17 protein-coding genes and 4 tRNA genes are annotated in these 18,968 nt (G+C 42.0%); 15 read left to right on the top strand and 6 right to left on the bottom strand.

All coding sequences use genetic code 11. The annotated features are described in order from the left end of the window. The first annotated feature begins 65 nt into the window (after positions 1-65). From thrP to PROVRUST_RS20335, 6 genes are all read left to right on the top strand, one after another. Positions 66-1,445 (top strand): bifunctional threonine/serine APC transporter ThrP, encoded by a 1,380-nt coding sequence (thrP, locus tag PROVRUST_RS09645; RefSeq protein WP_039854890.1) that lies wholly within the window; start codon positions 66-68, stop codon positions 1,443-1,445. A gap of 162 nt (positions 1,446-1,607) precedes the next feature. Next, a tRNA-Arg gene (locus PROVRUST_RS09640) sits at positions 1,608-1,684 on the top strand. Between the two features lie 79 nt (positions 1,685-1,763). Continuing rightward, positions 1,764-1,839: transfer RNA gene (locus PROVRUST_RS09635), tRNA-His, on the top strand. 16 nt (positions 1,840-1,855) lie between these two features. Next, positions 1,856-1,941, top strand: a tRNA-Leu gene (locus PROVRUST_RS09630). Positions 1,942-1,983: 42 nt separating this feature from the next. Further along, positions 1,984-2,060: transfer RNA gene (locus PROVRUST_RS09625), tRNA-Pro, on the top strand. A gap of 358 nt (positions 2,061-2,418) precedes the next feature. Continuing rightward, positions 2,419-2,553 carry a hypothetical protein gene (locus tag PROVRUST_RS20335; protein ID WP_006814604.1) on the top strand — a complete coding sequence of 45 codons (135 nt, stop codon included), beginning with the start codon at positions 2,419-2,421 and terminating at the stop codon, positions 2,551-2,553. A gap of 270 nt (positions 2,554-2,823) precedes the next feature. Here PROVRUST_RS20335 and PROVRUST_RS09620 read toward each other — a convergent pair whose 3' ends face one another. From PROVRUST_RS09620 to hemC, 5 genes are all read right to left on the bottom strand, one after another. Further along, complete coding sequence (locus tag PROVRUST_RS09620; RefSeq protein ID WP_006814603.1) at positions 2,824-3,054, bottom strand: DUF4014 domain-containing protein; 231 nt, start codon at positions 3,052-3,054, stop codon at positions 2,824-2,826. Positions 3,055-3,307: 253 nt separating this feature from the next. Further along, positions 3,308-4,507 (bottom strand): protoheme IX biogenesis protein HemY, encoded by a 1,200-nt coding sequence (gene hemY, locus PROVRUST_RS09615; protein ID WP_006814602.1) that lies wholly within the window; start codon positions 4,505-4,507, stop codon positions 3,308-3,310. Between the two features lie 2 nt (positions 4,508-4,509). Then, the gene (gene hemX, locus PROVRUST_RS09610) at positions 4,510-5,784 is read right to left on the bottom strand and encodes a uroporphyrinogen-III C-methyltransferase (protein ID WP_006814601.1); all 1,275 of its coding nucleotides are present in this window, start codon (positions 5,782-5,784) and stop codon (positions 4,510-4,512) included. 3 nt (positions 5,785-5,787) lie between these two features. Next, complete coding sequence (locus PROVRUST_RS09605; protein WP_006814600.1) at positions 5,788-6,543, bottom strand: uroporphyrinogen-III synthase; 756 nt, start codon at positions 6,541-6,543, stop codon at positions 5,788-5,790. Then, entirely contained in the window at positions 6,540-7,484 is a 945-nt protein-coding gene (gene hemC / locus PROVRUST_RS09600) for a hydroxymethylbilane synthase (protein WP_006814599.1), read from the bottom strand. Before hemC ends, PROVRUST_RS09605 begins: the two co-directional genes overlap by 4 nt. Before the next feature lie 617 nt (positions 7,485-8,101). Between hemC and PROVRUST_RS09595 the strand changes: the two genes are divergently transcribed. Further along, complete coding sequence (locus PROVRUST_RS09595) at positions 8,102-10,675, top strand: class I adenylate cyclase (RefSeq protein WP_039854888.1); 2,574 nt, start codon at positions 8,102-8,104, stop codon at positions 10,673-10,675. A 55-nt stretch (positions 10,676-10,730) separates the two neighbouring features. Here the strand turns inward: PROVRUST_RS09595 and cyaY are convergent, their stop codons facing one another. Continuing rightward, a complete protein-coding gene (cyaY, locus tag PROVRUST_RS09590; RefSeq protein WP_006814596.1) occupies positions 10,731-11,048 on the bottom strand; it encodes an iron donor protein CyaY in 318 nt (105 codons plus the stop codon). A 214-nt stretch (positions 11,049-11,262) separates the two neighbouring features. On the opposite strand from cyaY, the gene lptM reads away from it, so the two are divergent. The 8 genes from lptM (at position 11,263) to PROVRUST_RS09550 (ending at position 18,834) form a co-directional block, all read left to right on the top strand. Beyond that, entirely contained in the window at positions 11,263-11,448 is a 186-nt protein-coding gene (lptM, locus tag PROVRUST_RS09585) for an LPS translocon maturation chaperone LptM (RefSeq protein WP_006814595.1), read from the top strand. Between the two features lie 21 nt (positions 11,449-11,469). Beyond that, the gene (gene dapF / locus PROVRUST_RS09580) at positions 11,470-12,294 is read left to right on the top strand and encodes a diaminopimelate epimerase (protein ID WP_039854887.1); all 825 of its coding nucleotides are present in this window, start codon (positions 11,470-11,472) and stop codon (positions 12,292-12,294) included. Positions 12,295-12,319: 25 nt separating this feature from the next. After that, complete coding sequence (locus tag PROVRUST_RS09575; protein WP_006814593.1) at positions 12,320-13,024, top strand: DUF484 domain-containing protein; 705 nt, start codon at positions 12,320-12,322, stop codon at positions 13,022-13,024. Continuing rightward, positions 13,000-13,935, top strand: coding sequence for a tyrosine recombinase XerC (xerC, locus tag PROVRUST_RS09570; protein ID WP_006814592.1), 936 nt, complete (start codon positions 13,000-13,002; stop codon positions 13,933-13,935). Before PROVRUST_RS09575 ends, xerC begins: the two co-directional genes overlap by 25 nt. Continuing rightward, positions 13,935-14,651 (top strand): 5-amino-6-(5-phospho-D-ribitylamino)uracil phosphatase YigB, encoded by a 717-nt coding sequence (yigB, locus tag PROVRUST_RS09565; RefSeq protein WP_006814591.1) that lies wholly within the window; start codon positions 13,935-13,937, stop codon positions 14,649-14,651. The genes xerC and yigB overlap by 1 nt, the downstream gene beginning before the upstream one ends. A gap of 219 nt (positions 14,652-14,870) precedes the next feature. Beyond that, positions 14,871-17,033 carry a DNA helicase II gene (gene uvrD, locus PROVRUST_RS09560; RefSeq protein WP_039854886.1) on the top strand — a complete coding sequence of 721 codons (2,163 nt, stop codon included), beginning with the start codon at positions 14,871-14,873 and terminating at the stop codon, positions 17,031-17,033. 207 nt (positions 17,034-17,240) lie between these two features. Next, positions 17,241-18,014 (top strand): hypothetical protein, encoded by a 774-nt coding sequence (locus PROVRUST_RS09555; RefSeq protein WP_006814589.1) that lies wholly within the window; start codon positions 17,241-17,243, stop codon positions 18,012-18,014. 235 nt (positions 18,015-18,249) lie between these two features. Next, positions 18,250-18,834: a 2OG-Fe(II) oxygenase gene (locus tag PROVRUST_RS09550; protein ID WP_006814588.1), complete on the top strand. Its 585-nt coding sequence runs from the start codon at positions 18,250-18,252 to the stop codon at positions 18,832-18,834. Positions 18,835-18,968: the final 134 nt, after the last annotated feature.

Raw genomic sequence — 18,968 nt, 5'->3', positions numbered from 1 at the left:
TTTCTAATAAGGCAATTGCCATTAAAGCTACGGATATTGAATCACTATTAATGACAGGGGAATTTATGGAGAAGCCGCAGCAAGGCTTGCAACGGGGGCTTGAGGCTCGTCATATTGAGTTAATTGCACTTGGTGGAACGATTGGTGTAGGGCTGTTTATGGGCTCTGCAAGTACGTTGAAATGGGCTGGCCCATCGGTTTTGTTAGCCTATATTATTGCTGGGCTATTTGTCTTTTTTATTATGCGTTCGATGGGGGAAATGTTGTTTCTTGAGCCCGTCACTGGCTCATTTGCTTCATTTGGGTATAAATATTTAAGTCCATTTTGGGGTTGCTTAACGGCTTGGGGCTACTGGTTTATGTGGGTGGCTGTGGGTATCTCAGAGATCACCGCGATAGGGGAATACGCCAAATATTGGTTCCCTGATGTCCCTCAATGGATATTTGCCATGGTCGCCGTCGTATTAGTGGCTTTAGCTAATTTAGCAGCGGTTAGGCTCTATGGGGAGCTGGAATTTTGGTTTGCCATGATCAAAGTGACGACCATCGTGGTGATGATACTGATTGGGCTTGGGTTGATTTTCTTTGGTCTGGGTAATAATTTTCAGCCGATTGGCTTAGGCAACCTTACAGAACATGGCGGTTTCTTCGCTGGGGGGTGGCAAGGTTTCTTGTTTGCGCTGTGTATTGTGGTGGCGTCGTATCAAGGTGTCGAGCTGGTGGGGATTACTGCGGGTGAAGCTAAAAATCCGCAAGTCACATTGAAAAAAGCCATCAATAATATTCTGTGGCGTATTTTGATTTTTTATGTCGGCGCAATTTTTATTGTGGTGACTTTGTTTCCGTGGACAGAAGTCGGGCAGCAAGGTAGCCCATTTGTGATGACGTTTGCTAAGGTGGGGATTGTCTCTGCGGCAGCGGTGATTAACTTTGTAGTGCTGACTGCGGCACTTTCGGGCTGTAATAGCGGCATGTATAGCGGTGGGAGAATGCTGTATGCGTTGGCTCAGAATAAGCAGTTACCGAGTTCGCTGCTGAAATTGACGAAAAGTGGGGTTCCTGCCCGCTGTGTCGGTTTCACCATCTTATGTTTGGTTGCAGGCTCTAGTTTGAATTACCTGATTCCGAATCCAGAGAAAGTGTTTGTGTATGTGTATAGTGCCAGTGTGTTGCCAGGAATGGTTCCTTGGTTGGTCATACTGACCAGCCAGCTACGTTTTCGTAAACAAAACCAACAGCACATGGCGGGGCATACCTTTAAATCGATTCTATTCCCATGGGTTAACTATGCGACATTGCTATTTTTAGGCTGTGTATTAGTCGGAATGGCAATTAATCCAGAAACTCGTTTATCGCTAATTGTGGGCGCTATCTTTTTATTAACGGTTTCGGTGCTGTATTTTTTAATTCGGTTTTTAAATCGAACAAATAGTCAGCAGTCGTAAAACATTTTATTCACAAAAATGGGTTATTTGGAGGGGAAGAGAGAAAAAATGCTCTCTTTCTCGACAAAATGAATAAAAGGCAAGCAATCGATATTTTTATTGCAAAAAGGACTAGACAGCAGGAGGATAAATCCGTACTATCCTCTCCCGCAACGGCGTTAAGCGCCCGTAGCTCAGCTGGATAGAGCGCTGCCCTCCGGAGGCAGAGGTCTCAGGTTCGAATCCTGTCGGGCGCACCATCAAATGGTGACAAGCTACGGTGGCAAAATGAAGTTGCATGTTGTACTATGACAACGCTTTGAAATAAGTGAAGTTATGGTGGCTATAGCTCAGTTGGTAGAGCCCTGGATTGTGATTCCAGTTGTCGTGGGTTCGAGTCCCATTAGCCACCCCATTTTTTTTGTGATATTGCGAGGGTGGCGGAATTGGTAGACGCGCTAGCTTCAGGTGTTAGTGTCCTATGGACGTGGGGGTTCAAGTCCCCCCTTTCGCACCACGAAAAGAATGTATGGAGTCACTGCCTAGCGCAGTAAAATTTCGGCGAGTAGCGCAGCTTGGTAGCGCAACTGGTTTGGGACCAGTGGGTCGGAGGTTCGAATCCTCTCTCGCCGACCAATTTAGAGAACCCCGCTCAATTGAGCGGGGTTTTTGTTTTATACGCCAAAAATTTTCCTTCTTCTTTTCCCTTCTAGCTTTTTATTTATCCCTTTTTATTTATTATTTGATTTTTTTTCATGTCTACAGTGACCCCAATGGATTACAGTTTAACAAGAATCATTACTATTCATGTGTATGGATAATATATTGATTTATATATGAAAAAAATATTGTCTCAGATCTGATACAAACCCACCTTTTGTTGTCTCCAAAAAGAGACATATTACCCATTGATTTATATAAATAAAATGATAGTTATTATAAGCTGTCTCTAAATTGAGACGGAATAGCTGAATCGAACTGAAGGGGGGAGGGTATGAAATGGGTATTAAAAAATCATAAAGAGTATAAAAGAGAAATTATGTTTAAAACTACAGAGATACAGATGAAAAAAAGAAAAATTATGAATTTTAATGAAGTTGGCATGCATTCTGCATTATTAACTTTGTAGATGCTCATCCCACTTATTATGACAGCCTAGCTTCATAAACCAAGGGATGACGCAAAGCCGATTATACGGTGCCTATTGTCCAATTTAGATGATCAAGAGCTAATCCTCTTACCATCAGCGAACGGGCGAAACGTTGAGTGAGGCACCATCCGTCTGTAGACCTGATTGTATATTTACACCTGCTTCGGCAGGTGTTTTTTTTTGCTTTCAGTACGGATTGACTTCCCTAACAATTTTTAAATTGGTTAGGGAAGATTCACCATTCTAATATTACGCGCTCTTCTCTTTGCTTAACCATTTACTGATCCAGCGGGTCACGTAGGTATAGGCGATAATAATGAAGGTAATAATAAAGATATCTTTGTTGAGATCTGCGGTATTGAAGCCAATTATCGAAATAAAAATAAATGGGGACAAAATCAGTAGCAGCAGGTCAAAAAAGATCTGTAAGCGATTTTGGCTCGCCACAATCCAATGCCAGAGAGTTTTAACTACATTCATGTCTCTATCCTGAATTTATTCAAAGCGGAAATGTATACGATCATTTATACACGATGTATCTCTTTTATAACATAGCAATAAATGGTTTGCTGCGACTATTGAATGATTACTTAATTATCATAGAGCGTACTAATAAAAAGATGCTTATTTTAATTATCTAATCAAGATAGCTAAGTGAAGAATGGAACATAAGCGATAAAAAAGCTCCTCTTATTAGGAGGAGCTTGGTGCGAAAATAGAGTTATGTGGGATGCTAGGATTTGGTTCGATCACTTTTTAATGAGTGGGTGAGCGCTTCCTGACGGATTTTCGCAGCTTCATTTGGTTTATGAAGTTTATCATAGGCATCTGCCAGCCATGCAGCATCGTATGCATCGAAGCGCTGTGCTAATGCAGCTTTAAAGTAGCTTTCTGCTTTTTCCCACTGAGCATGTTGTAGGGCAATCTGCCCTAACGTGCTATTTAATAGTGCAGTGGCTCCAGCATGCTTAACTAAGCCCAGCAATATTTTTTCTATGACTTCTGGTTGTTCACTGTTGAGTTTTGGAACCAACAGCAACAGACGCTCATCATATTGCTGCTTCAAGCCATCTACGATTATTTTTTCTGCGCTAACTGTATCGCCACATTCAATTAAATGTTCCGCTAAAAAAGCTTGCAGAGGAATTTCATGGCGCACTTTCCGTGGCTGATTTTTCCACCATTTTTTCAAGCCATCACTGCCACTTTCAGCCATAAATTGGTTCATTAACCCTTTGTAAGCTTTAAGTTTTAATAACTCTAGTTCATCTTCACTGTGTAACTGAACTTTTGCCATAATAGGCAGTAATTCTATTAACGCTTGATAGGCACCTGAACTTAAGTAGGCTTGTTCTGCTAAACGTAAAATGGCAGGGTGGCGTGGCGCTTGCTCAAGGAGTCGGTCGATACCATTACGTGCCGCATAAATTTCACCTTCAGCAAGCTGAATTCGTACTCGGCTAATATCCACGGGCAGTTGGTCTCGGCCTGCCGCTTCCGCAGCACGATCTAAGTATTGGTGAGTGCGGTAGCTGTCACCCCGCTGTTGAGCTGCTTCTGCGGCCATCAGGTAGTTAATTACGGGCTGTTGAGAATAGTCAGCGTGCTTACTCATTAATTTCTCAACTTGCTCTAAGTCCCCTTCAGCAAGCTTCAATAATGCTTTTTGGGTTTGAGTATGTGCTTTATGGTATTTATGGCCAGTTAACCAACCTTTAGTGCGGGATGTTGTACTCATAAAACGGCGGTAACACCATCCAAGGAATAGCAGCACAAACTGTAGCAGGATAAAACAGAGGACTAGGCTAGTCACACTGGTTGTGATGTCGTAATCGTCAGTGCGAATAAATACGTAACCCTGATGCCCAGCAAGTAGTGGACCTAAGATCACTCCCGCAATTAAGACGATAAAGAGAATAAATACTTTAATCATAATTACCCCTTATTCTCAGGGGATTTCGCCGCGTCAGTAACTGGCGCTGCTGCGGCAACTTCCGGTGTTTCGGTGTGAGTTTGAGCGTCAGCTGGAATGGCGGCATCAGCAGCGATGTCACTCTCTTTTTTTACTGCTTGCGCTGCGGCATCGACAGCTTCACCCGCAGGATTATCCGACTGTGAGAGTAAATTGCGTACACGGGTTTGCATCAGTTTTTCGAGTTTCGCTTGGCTCTCTAATGATTCAGGCATGTCTACATCTATTGGTTGATTAATTAGGTCATCCAATTCCGTTAAAAATGCTTTAGTTGCAGGTGCTTCGACATCAAAGTAAGCGCGTACCCATGTTGATGCTTGTTCAAGAGATTGTTTGTACGTTTCTTCTTGATAGCGAGGTACGGCTTGCGCCGCAATTAATAGCTGAGAGCGGATATTTTCACGCAGATAAATATCTTGGTTGGGCGCGAGTAATGGAGCTTCAGAACCATCACGGGCACGTACGGTAATAAAGTCACTGGTAAAACTTTTCCAGCTGCGTGCTAAATTTTGTTGCCAATCTGAAATATCTTCACTGATATCCGTATTCGCTTCTTCTGGGGCATCACCATTATTGAGATCGGCAAGACGCAGATTATCCACCTCATTACTGAGTTGATTTAAACGTAGGATAATCCCATCGTAATCGATTTGGTTGATGGCAGCTAAGCGAGCCATATCACTAGAAATGGCTTTACGAACATCCAGCAAACTTGGGTCATTCATTTCTGCAAGGCTGGTATCGGCACTTTTTAATAGCACCGCTGCGGTTACAGGATCATGGTCATTCCACAGTTTACGACCGGCCATTTTTACCATGAAATCTGCTTGCGCGATCAGCCAATTTTTGACATCAGAACTGGAGAGGGAAGTCACGTGGGCTTGCAGTTCTTGCATCCGACGATTGAGTTGCTCTTCATAGTCGCGCGCATGATTTTTCAATTCTGTATTTGTTGAAATCAGCGCATCGACACGCTGCCGGTCTGCATTTTGCTGTTCGATTAACTCACTAATTTGCTGCTTGAGTTGGTTATTATCATGGACTAATTGCGAATTACTTTGTTGAGTAAAATAGTACATTCCGCCGCCTATAACGACGAGGATCGCAATGGCGATCGCACTGACTGCAAGACCAGAACGTTTTTGCTTTGAGGATGTGGAGGTTTGGTGAGTATCCTGTTTCTCCGTGCTCACTTCTTCATCGTTAACCTTGTCGGCTGTTTTGTCTTGTTCCGTCATAAATTAGCATCCCATGTCGGTTGAAATTAATGCTTCAAGCAAAGCAGAATTATCTGCGCTATTGGATACGCAAACTCTGCGCCAGCCATTTTGGCGAGCCTGCTCTGCAATTCGTTCGCTGACAACCAGCAGTCGGCGGGAAAACCACCATTGTTTCATGTTTTCAGCGAGTAATTCGTTAAGTAAAGCTAACATTTGACCACTGGTAATCACGATGTCAGTGATATCAGCGTGAAACCATTTTTGGTTGAATTCTATCTTGTCGTATTGCACTGGGTGTCTTGCATAGCATTCGCAATAATCGACTTCAGCATCCCGGGCTTTTAATGTTGAGGCGAGCAGTTCTCGTCCCCCATTCCCGCGCAGTAGCAAAGCGCGTTTTCCTGCTAAACATTGGAGATCAGGATGTGTCAGTAACACTTCACTGGTTTCTCCACTTTCAGCCCAGCGGATTGGTTTACCTGTAATTTGCTGAAAATAGTGCCCTGTTGAGCGACCTATACCATAATAGGATAACTTATCTGACCAGTTCCGTCCTGTTTGTTGCAATCTTAAATTCGCATACCAGACTGCATTTTTGGATAAAAGAAAAACGAGGTCATTTTCTGATAATCCATCAAGGTGCTGTGATAGTAAATTTAACTCTGCACCCGCACCGATTTTAATCAGAGGGGAGGCATAGGCTTCGTTCCCTGTTGCATTGATTGCTGTTATTAGCTCCGAACCGGATGGCTCGGGGCGAGTAACAAGGACTCTCATGCAGGTGGATTCCCTTTATAGACTTCTGCAAGAATTTCACGGGCACCTTTATCCAGTAATTCTTCGGCTAAGGCGATGCCCGCTTGAGTCGCGTGTTCAGGTTCGACGAGACGTTCGCCTCGTATTACGGTGCTACCATCTGGCGCGCCGACTAATGCACGTAACCAAATTTTGTTATCTTGCCAAATGGCATAGCTACCGATGGGAACTTGGCAGCCGCCTTCTAGGCGCATATTCATTGCGCGTTCCGCTAAAACACAAATAGATGTTTCATCATGATTAAGTTTAGCGAGCAAATCGCGAGTACGCTGGTCATCAAGACGGCATTCGATACCGACAGCACCCTGACCGACTGCAGGAAGAGACAGCTCTGGTTCTAAGGCGGTTTTAATTCGTTCGTCAAGCTCTAAGCGTTTTAACCCTGCAACGGCCAAGATAATTGCGTCATATTCGCCGTTATCCAATTTTGATAGGCGAGTGCCGACATTACCTCGTAAGTCACGAATGACTAAATCTGGGCGTAGTTCTTTCAGTTGGCACTGGCGGCGTAGGCTCGAAGTACCCACAATGCTACCGGCGGGTAATTCGTCAATATTGGCGTAGTGATTTGATACGAAAGCATCCCGAGGATCTTCTCGCTCACAAATGGTTACTAAGCCTAAACCCTCAGGAAATTCAACAGGCACATCCTTCATGGAATGTACGGCAATATCAGCACGACCTTCTAATAATGCAAGCTCTAATTCTTTGACAAATAAGCCTTTTCCACCCACTTTGGCTAGTGGAGTATCTAAAATGATATCGCCTTTGGTGACCATCGGCACAAGCTCAACCTGTAAATTAGGATGCAGCTGCTCTAATTTTGCTTTCACAAAATAGGCTTGCCATAAGGCGAGAGGGCTCTTGCGTGTCGCGATACGTACGATATTTGTTGAAGTCATTTCACTGTTTTCTCTGGCGAATATTGCCGCAGATTAACCATATATTTGGCGTTAGTTTTAACATGTTAGCGGTCATTTTTCCAGTTGCTCACTGGATAAGCATTTTTAGGGCATCATTCTTTGATGTGCGTGGCGAGTTAAATTTTCTTTAAAAGGGGGATTTCGATACTCGAAAAAGGAAAAAACAGATAAAAAAAGGATCTATCTAGCAAATTCATTTAGCTATTTGTGCTATTTATTAGGTCTTACCAGTCCGAATTTTCTCAACGTTTTGTTGAAGCGTGCAAGCGTAGACCCTGTGCGCATTGAACTTAATGCCCTATAAAATTGATTTTGAATTGTACAATATCAAAGGATGATATTATTCCATTGAAAAACAAGGGATATTTCACCATTACAAAAATAAAAAGTCTTTTTATACAATATGTTGAAAAATTATTTGTACTAAAAATCAGCGGGAAAAATAATGTGATCTACTTTACCCTTTTGCTGCAAGGTGTTAAATTGATCACGTTTCCGACAATTCATTTGAAAAGTAATTTAAGTTTTTCTCTATCTGTTGGGTGCTGGGAAAAATCCCAGGAATGTCATTACATTCATTCAGTCAGGCGTAACCTTTGTACCTCTATATTGAAACTTTAAAACAAAGACTTGATGCGATAAACCAGCTTCGGTTGGAGCGCGCGACGGCATCTATGAGCGAAACCTTTTCGAAGGTTTATAGCCTATTGCCTGTTTTGTTTCATTATCATCATCCAATGATGCCAGGTTATATTGAAGGCAATGTCCCTCATGGCGTGTGTTTTTTCTCTCCAGATTCCGATCAGCTTAAATGGCTGGAACAATTCGAACGCTTCCTCCCAATAGACAACCAAGCCAACGGTGAACTGCCTATTACAGGCATTTATTCTATGGGGAGCACTTCATCTATAGGGCAAAGTCACTGTTCTGATATCGATGTTTGGGTTTGCCATCCATCGTGGTTAGACCATGATGAAAAACGCCTTCTACAGAAAAAATGTACGCTTATCGAGCAGTGGGCTGCATCTTTAGGGATTGATGTTACAGTCTTTTTAATCGATGAAAACCGTTTTCGCCATAATGCCAGCGGGCATATTGGTGGTGAAGATTGCGGTTCAACCCAGCATATCCTGTTATTGGATGAGTTTTATCGTACCGCTGTTCGTATGGCGGGAAAACGTCTGTTATGGACGATGGTTCCTGTTGAAGAAGAGCATCACTACGATGAATATGTCATGGGATTGTATGCGCAAGGAGTTCTCACGCCTAATGAGTGGCTAGATTTAGGTGGTTTGGGTGAGCTTTCTGCGGCTGAGTACTTTGGTGCGAGTTTATGGCAACTGTATAAAAGTGTCGATTCCCCCTATAAAGCGGTATTAAAAAGTATCCTTTTAGAGTCTTACTCATGGGATTATCCCAACGGTAAATTATTGGCAATGGAGTTCAAGCGCCACTTACATGCCGGTGAAATTGTCTGTTATGGGCTAGATTCCTATTGTTTGATGTTAGAGCGTGTGACTCGTTATCTAACGGAAATTAACGATTTAACGCGTTTAGATTTAATTCGCCGCTGCTTTTATCTGAAAGTCTGCGAAAAACTTTCTGAAGATGACGGAGATCAATGCTCAGGCTGGCGTCGTGATGTGCTTTCCCAATTAGTGGAATCGTGGGGATGGAGTGCAGAGCGTTTAGCGGTATTAGACAGCCGTAATCAATGGAAAATTGAGCGTGTTCGTGAAGCGCACAATGAGCTACTCGATACCATGATGCAAAGCTATCGTAACTTGATCCGCTTTGCTCGCCGTAATAATTTAAGTGTTAGTGCTAGCCCTCAGGATATTGGGGTATTAACCCGTAAGTTATATGCTGCATTTGAAGCACTGCCAGGTAAAGTAACACTGGTGAATCCTCAAATTTCTCCAGATCTTAGTGAACAGCACCTGACGTTTATTTATGTACCCGAAGGGCGTGCAAATCGTAGTGGATGGTACTTATACAATCAAGCTCCACAGGTCGATGCGATTATTGGGCATCAACCATTAGAATATAACCGTTATCTGAATAAACTGGTGGCGTGGGCGTATTTTAATGGGTTACTGACTGAAAATACCCAAGTGTATATGCACCATGGTAAATCGCAGTGTGATGAACGTAAGCTACTTGAGTTAATGCATGACGTTTCTAGCCACTTCCCAATTAGATTGCCAGCACCGACACCCAAAGCGCTGTATAGCCCTTGTGAAATCCGCCATTTAGCCATTATTGTTAACTTAGAAAAAGATCCTACACAGGTTTATTCTGAGCAAGTAGTACATGTGGATTTCAGAAAGCTGGATATTTTTAGTTTTGGTGAATCTCAAAATTGCTTAATTGGTAGCATTGACTTGTTGTACCGCAATTCATGGAATGAAGTGCGTACCCTGCATTTCAGTGGTGAACAGTGCATGCTCGAAGCGCTTAAAACGATTTTAGGCAAAATGCATCAGGATGCAGCGCCACCAGAAGCCGTAGAAGTCTTCTGCTATAGCGAGCATTTGCGTGGGTTGATTCGTACTCGTGTACAACAATTAGTTTCTGAGTGTGTTGAATTGCGTTTATCCAGTAACCGTAATGAGCCTGGTCGCTTCAAAGCATTACGAATTGCTGGGCAAACATGGGGGCTATTCTTTGAGCGTTTGAATGTCTCTGTGCAAAAATTGGAAAATGCAGTGGAATTCTATGGTGCTATTTCCCATAACAAATTGCATGGCTGGCCAGTGAAGTTACAAGCCAAAGGGGATAACTCTCTACCTGCGGTTGTGGATGGTTATGCCAGTGAAGGTATTGTCCAATTTTTCTTTGAAAATACCCCTGATAATACCGGCTTTAATATTTATGTACTGGATGAGGCCAATCGCGTGGAGATTTATTCCCATTGTGAAGGCTCAAAAGAAGATTTAGTTCGCGATGTCAGCAAATTCTACTCGTCTTCCCATGACCGTTTTACTTATGGGGCGAATTTTATCAACTTCAATCTACCTCAGTTTTACCAAATTGTCGTCCAGGATGGCAAAAGCCAAGTAACGGCTTTTTCGGGCGCCACATGGCCATTTACGCCAGAAGATGAACATGAGATAGATCATGCGCCTCAACAGAATCAAACTCAGCCTCAGCACGCACAATATTACTAATTTTCTATTATTTTAACCGCAGACAGAGCGGATTAATTAGCCTCTGTCTGTGCAATTAAAAAGAAAATGGAGTGTGGCTTTGGAAGGTAATCGCATTACCTAGCATCGATAGAAATTCTTGACCAGAACGGTCGCAAATCCACTTACCATCTTGATAATTATAGTGATAGCCGCCTTGTTTAGTCGCTAACCAGATTTGGTGAAAAGCTTCTTGTTTGTTGATGATAATTTTACTGCCATCTTCGAAGCTTAGCGTCATAACGCCACCATTGATTTCGCTATCAATATCGGCATCGCCATCATAATTATCAATATGCTCTTCAATTGAACTCAGTAATTGCTCTGCTAACTGATGAAATTCACTATCGTTCATAGTCTGTTTCCTGTTTATATTTTTATTTAGCCGAAATTATAGGGTTGAATAGGTTCAAGGGTCAAACTCGTCATTCTCGAATGCCGAGATGCCATTTGAATTATTTAACGTATATAATATTAATATGTTTGATAAACAGGCGTGATTTGAAAAGCGACACCTGTTACTGTGTGAAATATCAGATCTCAAAATTTAGTCTTACAGGCGAAACACAATGAAAAAAAGTTTATTTGGGCTTAGTGCACTGATCGTTTTATTCACCCTAACTGGCTGTGGCTTAAAGGGCCCTCTGTATTTTCCGCCTGAAGAAAGCGTTGAGACTCCAGCAAAATCAGCACCTCAAGCTAAAGCGCCAAGCAGCTCGACCCAAGAGCCTGCTGCGGCTACGAATAAACAGTAAGCCGCTGTTATGGAACGTGAAATGCAGTTCTCAAAAATGCATGGTTTAGGCAATGATTTTATGGTGGTCGATGGCGTTACTCAGAATGTCTATTTCTCACCAGAACTGATTTGCCGTCTTGCTGATAGGCATACTGGAGTCGGTTTTGACCAGCTTTTATTAGTCGAAGCGCCTTATGACCCGGATCTCGACTTTCATTATCGTATTTTTAACGCTGATGGAAGTGAAGTTGCACAGTGTGGAAATGGTGCGCGTTGTTTCGCTCGCTTTGTTCGCCTGAAAGGGTTAACGAACAAACAAAAAATTAAAGTTAGCACGCAATCTGGACGAATGACCCTCACTATTAATGAAAATGATGATGTGTGTGTCAATATGGGGGAGCCAGAATTTGAGCCTCAAAAAGTCCCATTTCGCGCGGTAAAAGAAGAAAAGACCTATATTATTCGTGCGCAAGAACGTACAGTGTTATGCGGTGTTGTCTCAATGGGAAATCCCCATTGCGTTGTCCAAGTGGAAAGTGTACAGACCGCAGAAGTTGAGGTATTAGGTCCTGCACTTGAAAGCCACGAAAGATTCCCAGAGCGCGCAAATATCGGTTTTATGGAAATCGTTAGTGCTGAACATATTCGTTTACGTGTGTATGAGCGTGGCGCTGGGGAAACACAAGCCTGCGGTAGTGGTGCGTGTGCTGCGGTAGCAGTCGGTATTGGGCAAGGTTTACTATCGAAACGAGTTCGTGTCGACTTGCCGGGTGGTTCTCTCGATATTAGTTGGGATGGCCCTGGTACGCCGTTATATATGACTGGTCCTGCAACCCATGTTTATGATGGAGTGATCCAAATTTAATCTTGATTGAGTAAAGAGGGAAATAATGGAGAAGAGTGAAAGCGTACCAGACATCGCTCATGGAATAGATGAGCAGGATGTGGTGCAATATTTAAAACAAAACCCTTATTTCTTCATCCGCAATGCGGCTCTTGCTGAACAACTCAAGGTTCCTCATGCCGTTCAGGAAGCCATTTCGCTACCTGAATTGGTGATGAGTACACAGCGTCAAAAAATCAAAAATCTTGAACAAGATATCCGTTTTATGGTGGAACAAGCCCATGAAAATGGACAACTGTTCGATGAACTTCTCTATTTAGTCATTGAAATGTCATCTGCAAGTAGCTTGCGAGAAATGCTATTTTCGTTAAATCGTTGGGCGAAGAAACTAGGGCTGTCAGGTGCAACCGTGCGCTTATTTAACGATTGCTGGCGGTTATCAGCCCCATTAGATGCATGTGATTTGATGATAACTCGACGGGTATTTGAGCCAGTCAGAATTCAACGGTTTGGTAGCAATCTTAATTATCTTGGGCGCTTAAACGGTCCAGAAATCCAGTTATTACTCCCAGATGCCCATAATGTAGGGTCGGTCGCTATTTCACTGTTTGGTCATCACGGAGAGTCTGGCATGGTGATTTTCACGAGCCGTGACCGTGATCATTATCAACAAGGAATGGGAACAGTGATGCTGGAGAAAGTGGCTCAAATTCTACCGAGGTTATTATGCCAGTGGATAGAACGTCTGTAGAGTCTCAGCCTGAAGGGCTGATGACCCAAGTGGAAGCCTTTTTACGTTATTTACGTGTTGAACGTAGACTAAGCCCTGTGACTATCACTAATTATCGCCGACAGTTGAGCGCAGTCTGCCAAATCCTTGATGAGCTTAAAGTCAGCCAGTGGCAACAATTAGATATTGCGATCGGACGTAATGTCGCCGCAAAAAGTCGCCGTACAGGTTTGCAAGCGGCAAGTATGGCACTTCGCTTGTCTGCACTGCGTAGTTTTTGCGATTGGATGGTAGAGCAAGGTGAACTCCCCGCAAATCCCGTTAAAACTATTCATGCACCGAAAGGCAAAAAGCGTCTCCCCAAAAATATGGATGTGGACGAAGTGTCCCAATTGCTGAATATGGATAGCGGTGACCCTCTCGTCGTTCGTGATAGAACCATGTTAGAGGTGATGTATGGTGCGGGGTTACGTCTTTCCGAACTTGTTGGGCTGGATGTGAAGCATCTGGATCTGAATTCTGGTGAGGTTTGGGTCATGGGTAAAGGCAGTAAAGAACGTCGGATCCCCATGGGAAAAACGGCGGTCAACTGGTTAAAGCGCTGGTTAGAGATGCGTGAACTTTATGATCCTGAAGACGGTGCTGTTTTTATTTCGACACAAAGTGGTAAACGAATTTCTAACCGTAACGTGCAAAAGCGTTTTGAACAGTGGGGAATTAAGCAAGGGGTGAATAGCCATATTAACCCCCATAAATTGCGCCACTCTTTTGCTACTCATATTCTCGAATCAAGTGGTAATTTACGTGGGGTACAGGAGCTATTAGGTCATGCTAACCTCTCCACGACGCAGATATATACCCATCTTGATTTCCAACATCTTGCCAGTGTTTATGATGTGGCTCATCCGCGAGCAAAGAGGGAGAAATCGTAATGCATTTTTACCGTCCTTTATCACCCATAAAAGCCATCACTTTTGATTTGGATGACACTTTATACGATAACCATCCGGTGATTGATAAAACAGAAGCTGAAGTTTTACGCTTTATTCGCGAATATGACCCACGCTTTCATCATTTCACTAATGATGACATTTATGCATTTCGCTATTTAGTGGAAGAACAAGAACCCAGTATTTGCCATGATATTACGCGCTGGCGTTGGTTATCCGCTAAGATGATGCTGTGCCATTATGGTTATAGCAGAGAGGATGCTTTAAAAGGGGCGGATGACATTATGGCGCATTTTAATTATTGGCGTAATCAAATCCATGTCCCTGAATCTACGCATCAAATATTGGCTCAGTTAGCACAAAAGCTACCTTTAGTAGCGATCACTAATGGAAATGCAGAACCCCAAGCTTGTGGATTGGGCGACTATTTTGAATTTGTGTTAAAAGCGGGTCCTGATGGGCGCTCAAAACCTTTCTGCGATATGTATCACCTTGCTGCTCAACGCTTAAATCTTGAGCCTAATGCCATTTTACATGTGGGTGATAATTTACTGACAGATGTTGAAGGTGCAATTAATAGCGGGATGCAAGCATGCTGGATTAATACTGGTGATAAGACTCTGATGGAAGAAAAAGAGGTTCGTTTATTACCTCATGTTGAAATTTCTAAGTTGGTTTCTCTCTTGTCATTGGTATAATCCTTTTTCTGTATAAAAACACAGTGGTGTAAGCCACTGTCAGATCGTTTCCAGACCTATAGGGCTTGGAAACAGATCTTTTTGGGTGTGAAAATAAACGAGGAAAATCAATTTATTGATTTTCGACTGATAACACAAAGAGGGAAAAACCACGCTTTTATCCCTCTTTGTCAGCAACCTCACAGTGGTGTAAGCCACTGTTTTGCTTTGATGGTAACTATGGACGTCTCATATCTGCTCGAAGGTCTTAATGACAAACAGCGTGAAGCGGTTGCTGCTCCGCGCACTAATTTACTGGTACTTGCGGGTGCGGGTAGTGGTAAAACGCGCGTATTAGTACACCGTATTGCTTGGCTAATGTCGGTGGAAAATGCATCTCCATTTTCGATTATGGCCGTCACATTTACCAATAAAGCTGCCGCAGAAATGCGTCATCGTATCAACCATTTAATCGGAACTAGTGAAGGTGGGATGTGGATTGGTACTTTCCATGGTTTAGCTCACCGTCTGCTACGTCAGCATTATTTAGATGCGAATCTTCCACAAGACTTCCAAATTTTGGACAGTGATGACCAATATCGCTTGATCCGCCGTTTGCTCAAAGCCATGAATCTGGATGAAAAACAATGGCCACCCCGCCAAGGGATGTGGTACATCAACGGTAAGAAAGATGAAGGATTACGACCTCAACATATTGAAAGTTACGGTAATCCAGTTGAGGCAACTTGGCAGAAAGTGTATCAAGCTTATCAAGAAGCTTGCGACCGTGCAGGGCTTGTAGATTTTGCTGAATTACTGCTAAGAGCACATGAACTCTGGTTGAATAAGCCTCATGTTCTACAACATTATCGTGAACGTTTTACCAATATCTTAGTGGATGAGTTTCAAGATACCAATAGCATCCAATATGCTTGGATCCGCATATTGGCAGGTGATACGGGTAAAGTGATGATTGTTGGGGATGATGACCAATCTATTTATGGTTGGCGAGGCGCTCAAGTGGAAAATATTCAGCGTTTCTTGAATGATTTCCCCGGCGCAGAAACGATCCGTCTTGAGCAAAATTACCGTTCTACCAATAATATTTTGAAAGCAGCAAACACACTGATCGCCAATAACAGCGACCGTCTAGGTAAGAATTTATGGACGGAAGACGGTGATGGTGAGCCAATTTCGCTCTATTGTGCATTTAATGAATTAGATGAAGCTCGCTATGTGGTTGGGCGCATCAAGCAGTGGCATGAAAACGGTGGTGCATTGCAAGATTGCGCCATTCTTTATCGCAGTAACGCCCAATCCCGTGTGCTGGAAGAGGCGTTAATTCAAAGTGCTATGGCATACCGGATTTATGGTGGCCAACGGTTCTTTGAACGCCAAGAAATTAAGGATGCATTATCTTATTTAAGATTAATTGCTAACCGTAACGATGATGCCTCTTTCGAGCGCGTTGTGAATACTCCAACTCGTGGAATTGGTGAGCGTACGCTAGATACGGTTCGCCAAACGGCACGGGACCAGCAGTTAACCCTCTGGGAAGCTTGTGAGTATTTACTTCGTGAGCAAGTCCTCGGCGGAAGAGCTGCAAGTTCTATTGAACGTTTCCTTGAATTAATCGACGCCCTCGCTAAAGAAACCCAAGATATGCCGCTGCATGTTCAGGCTGATCGCGTGATTAAGGACTCAGGCCTGCGAGCGATGTATGAGCAAGAAAAAGGGGAAAAAGCCCAAGCGCGTATCGAAAACTTGGAAGAGCTGGTTAACGCCACCCGTGATTTTAGTTATCAAGATGAAGACCAAGACTTAATGCCACTACAGGCATTTTTATCTCACGCTGCGTTGGAATCTGGTGAAAGTCAGGCGGATGTGAGCCAAGATGCCGTACAGCTAATGACGCTTCACTCAGCAAAAGGGCTGGAATTCCCTGTTGTATTTATGGTGGGCGTGGAAGAAGGCATGTTCCCAAGCCAAATGTCGATGGATGAAAGTGGTCGCCTTGAAGAAGAGCGTCGCCTTGCTTATGTGGGAATTACCCGTGCGATGGAAAAACTGACCATCACTTACGCAGAAAGCCGCCGCTTATATGGTAAAGAAGTTTACCATCGTCCTTCACGGTTTATTGGTGAGCTGCCGACGGAGTGCGTGGAAGAAGTTCGCTTAAGAGCCACAATTTCTCGTCCTGTTAGCCATCAACGTTTAGGTACGCCAATTAGCCAAAATGATTCTGGCTATGCATTAGGGCAGCGAGTGATGCACCCTAAATTCGGGGAAGGCACCATTATCAATCTTGAAGGTAGTGGAGAGCATTGTCGTCTACAAATTGCTTTTCAAGGGCAAGGGATTAAATGGCTGGTGGCATCTTATGCACGGCTAGAAAATATCTAGCTATTGTGAGTAAAATGAAGCAGAAATAATGTTTAATTTCTGCTTCATCCTTTCATATAAATAAAAATTTCAATTAAATTATTGTGACTAAAACTAATGTTCATTTAATTTATATTTTTATTATTTAATATATTAAATATAAATTGGTTATTTTTAAAGTATTAAAATAAAATTCATGCTCTTTTTATTTTAAAGGGATTTTTATACATGAAAATTGATTTTGATTTGAATTATTCAAAATATGAAAGATTAAGTGGTCTATTAAACTCAGTCGAAAATAGAATTGATAAAATTAATATATTAATGGCTTCCTTAGATAAACAGATGGGAAGGGAAATATCTAAATATCAATTTGATACTTCTATTTCATCAGATGGGATAATAAATGCCTATCAAATGAAAATGTTTATTGTAGATGCAAAATTCTATTCGTTTAAAGAAAAATATGGTCTTACGTTAAATTCTATTTCAGAAATGAAAAGTACCATCTTCAAAGATAAGGCATTATTTAATAATAGAAAAAATAATCAAGAGTTTAATAGCCAAGATAATGCTATTAATGAAAATCAATATAACATTGCTTTAGATGCAAGGAAGGAACGAATTTTAGCTGCAAAAGTGTCACAAAAAATGTCGCATAATTATAAATATACACTGCCGAACGCAATAAGAAGAAACATTGTTAAGCTAAACAATGAGTCTGAGCATATTAATAATGCATTAGCTGAAATTGCAGAGCTAAAAAAAGAGCTAATTAATGATTATATTCAGAAAAAACAAAATGTTCTGAATAATGAAAAGTTGGTATCAATGAATATTACCCATGGTGAAGATTTATTGATCAGTGAACAAATTTCAGGATTTAAACCTAGTGATGAAAGCAGTTCATTGATAAGTATAGACACTCCGATACAGGATCAAACACTAAATAGTCATCGAGTATGCTTAGGTAGAACGGCTATGTGTGGAGCGACACACTAACCCTAGAATTTTGTAGATTGGACTGGTGGCTCTCTTGTTATGGTGAGCCCCTTTAATATCTATAATGGGATATATTTACTTTTATATCAAAGTGATAAATATTATTTTATCAAAGCTTATTCTTAGTATTAATCATCGATATATTTGTTGAATCATCAAGATTCACGTTTTTAATTTTAATTTTTTCTGATAATAAAGTATAAAATATCACCTAATAACCACTCTTAGATTCATCATGTCCATCGATAAACTTATTGATTCACTTGCCTCACAAGGTTGGTATGTGTGGGATGATTTTCTTGATTTATCAGACGTACAGGCTATTAAACAATGTATTCCCGAAACGTTGCAAGATGCACGCATCGGTTATCTGAACACATTACAAGACAATAAAGGGATACGTGGAGACCAAACTGTTTGGCTCGAATCGAATATGGGGGCACCAATTGTCCGCTATCTGGATAAAATGGAAAGCCTGCGTCAGGAGCTGAATTATCAGTTATTTTTAGGATTGCGTGATTTTGAGACTCATTTTTGCCGATATCCAAATGGCGGGTTTTATAAGAAACATGTGGATAATTTTAAAGGGCAAGGGCGTCGTAAAATCACCACGGTACTGTATATGAATGAGTCATGGCAACTGGGTGATGGTGGTGAGCTAGTGATGTATGATTTACAAGATAAAGCGCTATTTAAGCTAGAACCACTAGCGGGTCGTATGGTGTTTTTCTTATCAGAAGATTTTCCCCATGAAGTTCTGCCTACCCAACAAAAGCGTGAAAGTATTGCCGGTTGGTTTCTAACCGAAAAAATACTGTAACCCTTTCTCGTCTATGCCGCCTCTGCAAAGGGGCGGGCTGTAAACTAATCATCCCAATAATAAAACTAAAAGTTGTATATGAACTATGAGTTTGTTTTTTTTAAATTAATCCCTTTATTTTAAAGTTATTATCT

It is taken from the genome of Providencia rustigianii DSM 4541, assembly GCF_000156395.1.
Taxonomy (GTDB): Bacteria; Pseudomonadota; Gammaproteobacteria; order Enterobacterales; family Enterobacteriaceae; genus Providencia; species Providencia rustigianii.
This window is presented reverse-complemented; position numbering and strand designations above follow the sequence as displayed.

Excerpts from the sequence above, each read along its gene's own strand:
- xerC (WP_006814592.1), top strand. The coding sequence starts at position 13,000 with ATGCCAGTGGATAGAACGTCTGTAGAGTCTCAGCCTGAAGGGCTGATG.
- hemX (WP_006814601.1), bottom strand. The coding sequence starts at position 5,784 with ATGACGGAACAAGACAAAACAGCCGACAAGGTTAACGATGAAGAAGTG.
- dapF (WP_039854887.1), top strand. The coding sequence starts at position 11,470 with ATGCAGTTCTCAAAAATGCATGGTTTAGGCAATGATTTTATGGTGGTC.
- PROVRUST_RS20335 (WP_006814604.1), top strand. The coding sequence starts at position 2,419 with ATGAAATGGGTATTAAAAAATCATAAAGAGTATAAAAGAGAAATTATG.
- uvrD (WP_039854886.1), top strand. The coding sequence starts at position 14,871 with ATGGACGTCTCATATCTGCTCGAAGGTCTTAATGACAAACAGCGTGAA.
- hemC (WP_006814599.1), bottom strand. The coding sequence starts at position 7,484 with ATGACTTCAACAAATATCGTACGTATCGCGACACGCAAGAGCCCTCTC.
- cyaY (WP_006814596.1), bottom strand. The coding sequence starts at position 11,048 with ATGAACGATAGTGAATTTCATCAGTTAGCAGAGCAATTACTGAGTTCA.
- yigB (WP_006814591.1), top strand. The coding sequence starts at position 13,935 with ATGCATTTTTACCGTCCTTTATCACCCATAAAAGCCATCACTTTTGAT.
- thrP (WP_039854890.1), top strand. The coding sequence starts at position 66 with ATGGAGAAGCCGCAGCAAGGCTTGCAACGGGGGCTTGAGGCTCGTCAT.
- PROVRUST_RS09575 (WP_006814593.1), top strand. The coding sequence starts at position 12,320 with ATGGAGAAGAGTGAAAGCGTACCAGACATCGCTCATGGAATAGATGAG.
- hemY (WP_006814602.1), bottom strand. The coding sequence starts at position 4,507 with ATGATTAAAGTATTTATTCTCTTTATCGTCTTAATTGCGGGAGTGATC.
- PROVRUST_RS09620 (WP_006814603.1), bottom strand. The coding sequence starts at position 3,054 with ATGAATGTAGTTAAAACTCTCTGGCATTGGATTGTGGCGAGCCAAAAT.
- PROVRUST_RS09605 (WP_006814600.1), bottom strand. The coding sequence starts at position 6,543 with ATGAGAGTCCTTGTTACTCGCCCCGAGCCATCCGGTTCGGAGCTAATA.
- PROVRUST_RS09550 (WP_006814588.1), top strand. The coding sequence starts at position 18,250 with ATGTCCATCGATAAACTTATTGATTCACTTGCCTCACAAGGTTGGTAT.
- lptM (WP_006814595.1), top strand. The coding sequence starts at position 11,263 with ATGAAAAAAAGTTTATTTGGGCTTAGTGCACTGATCGTTTTATTCACC.
- PROVRUST_RS09555 (WP_006814589.1), top strand. The coding sequence starts at position 17,241 with ATGAAAATTGATTTTGATTTGAATTATTCAAAATATGAAAGATTAAGT.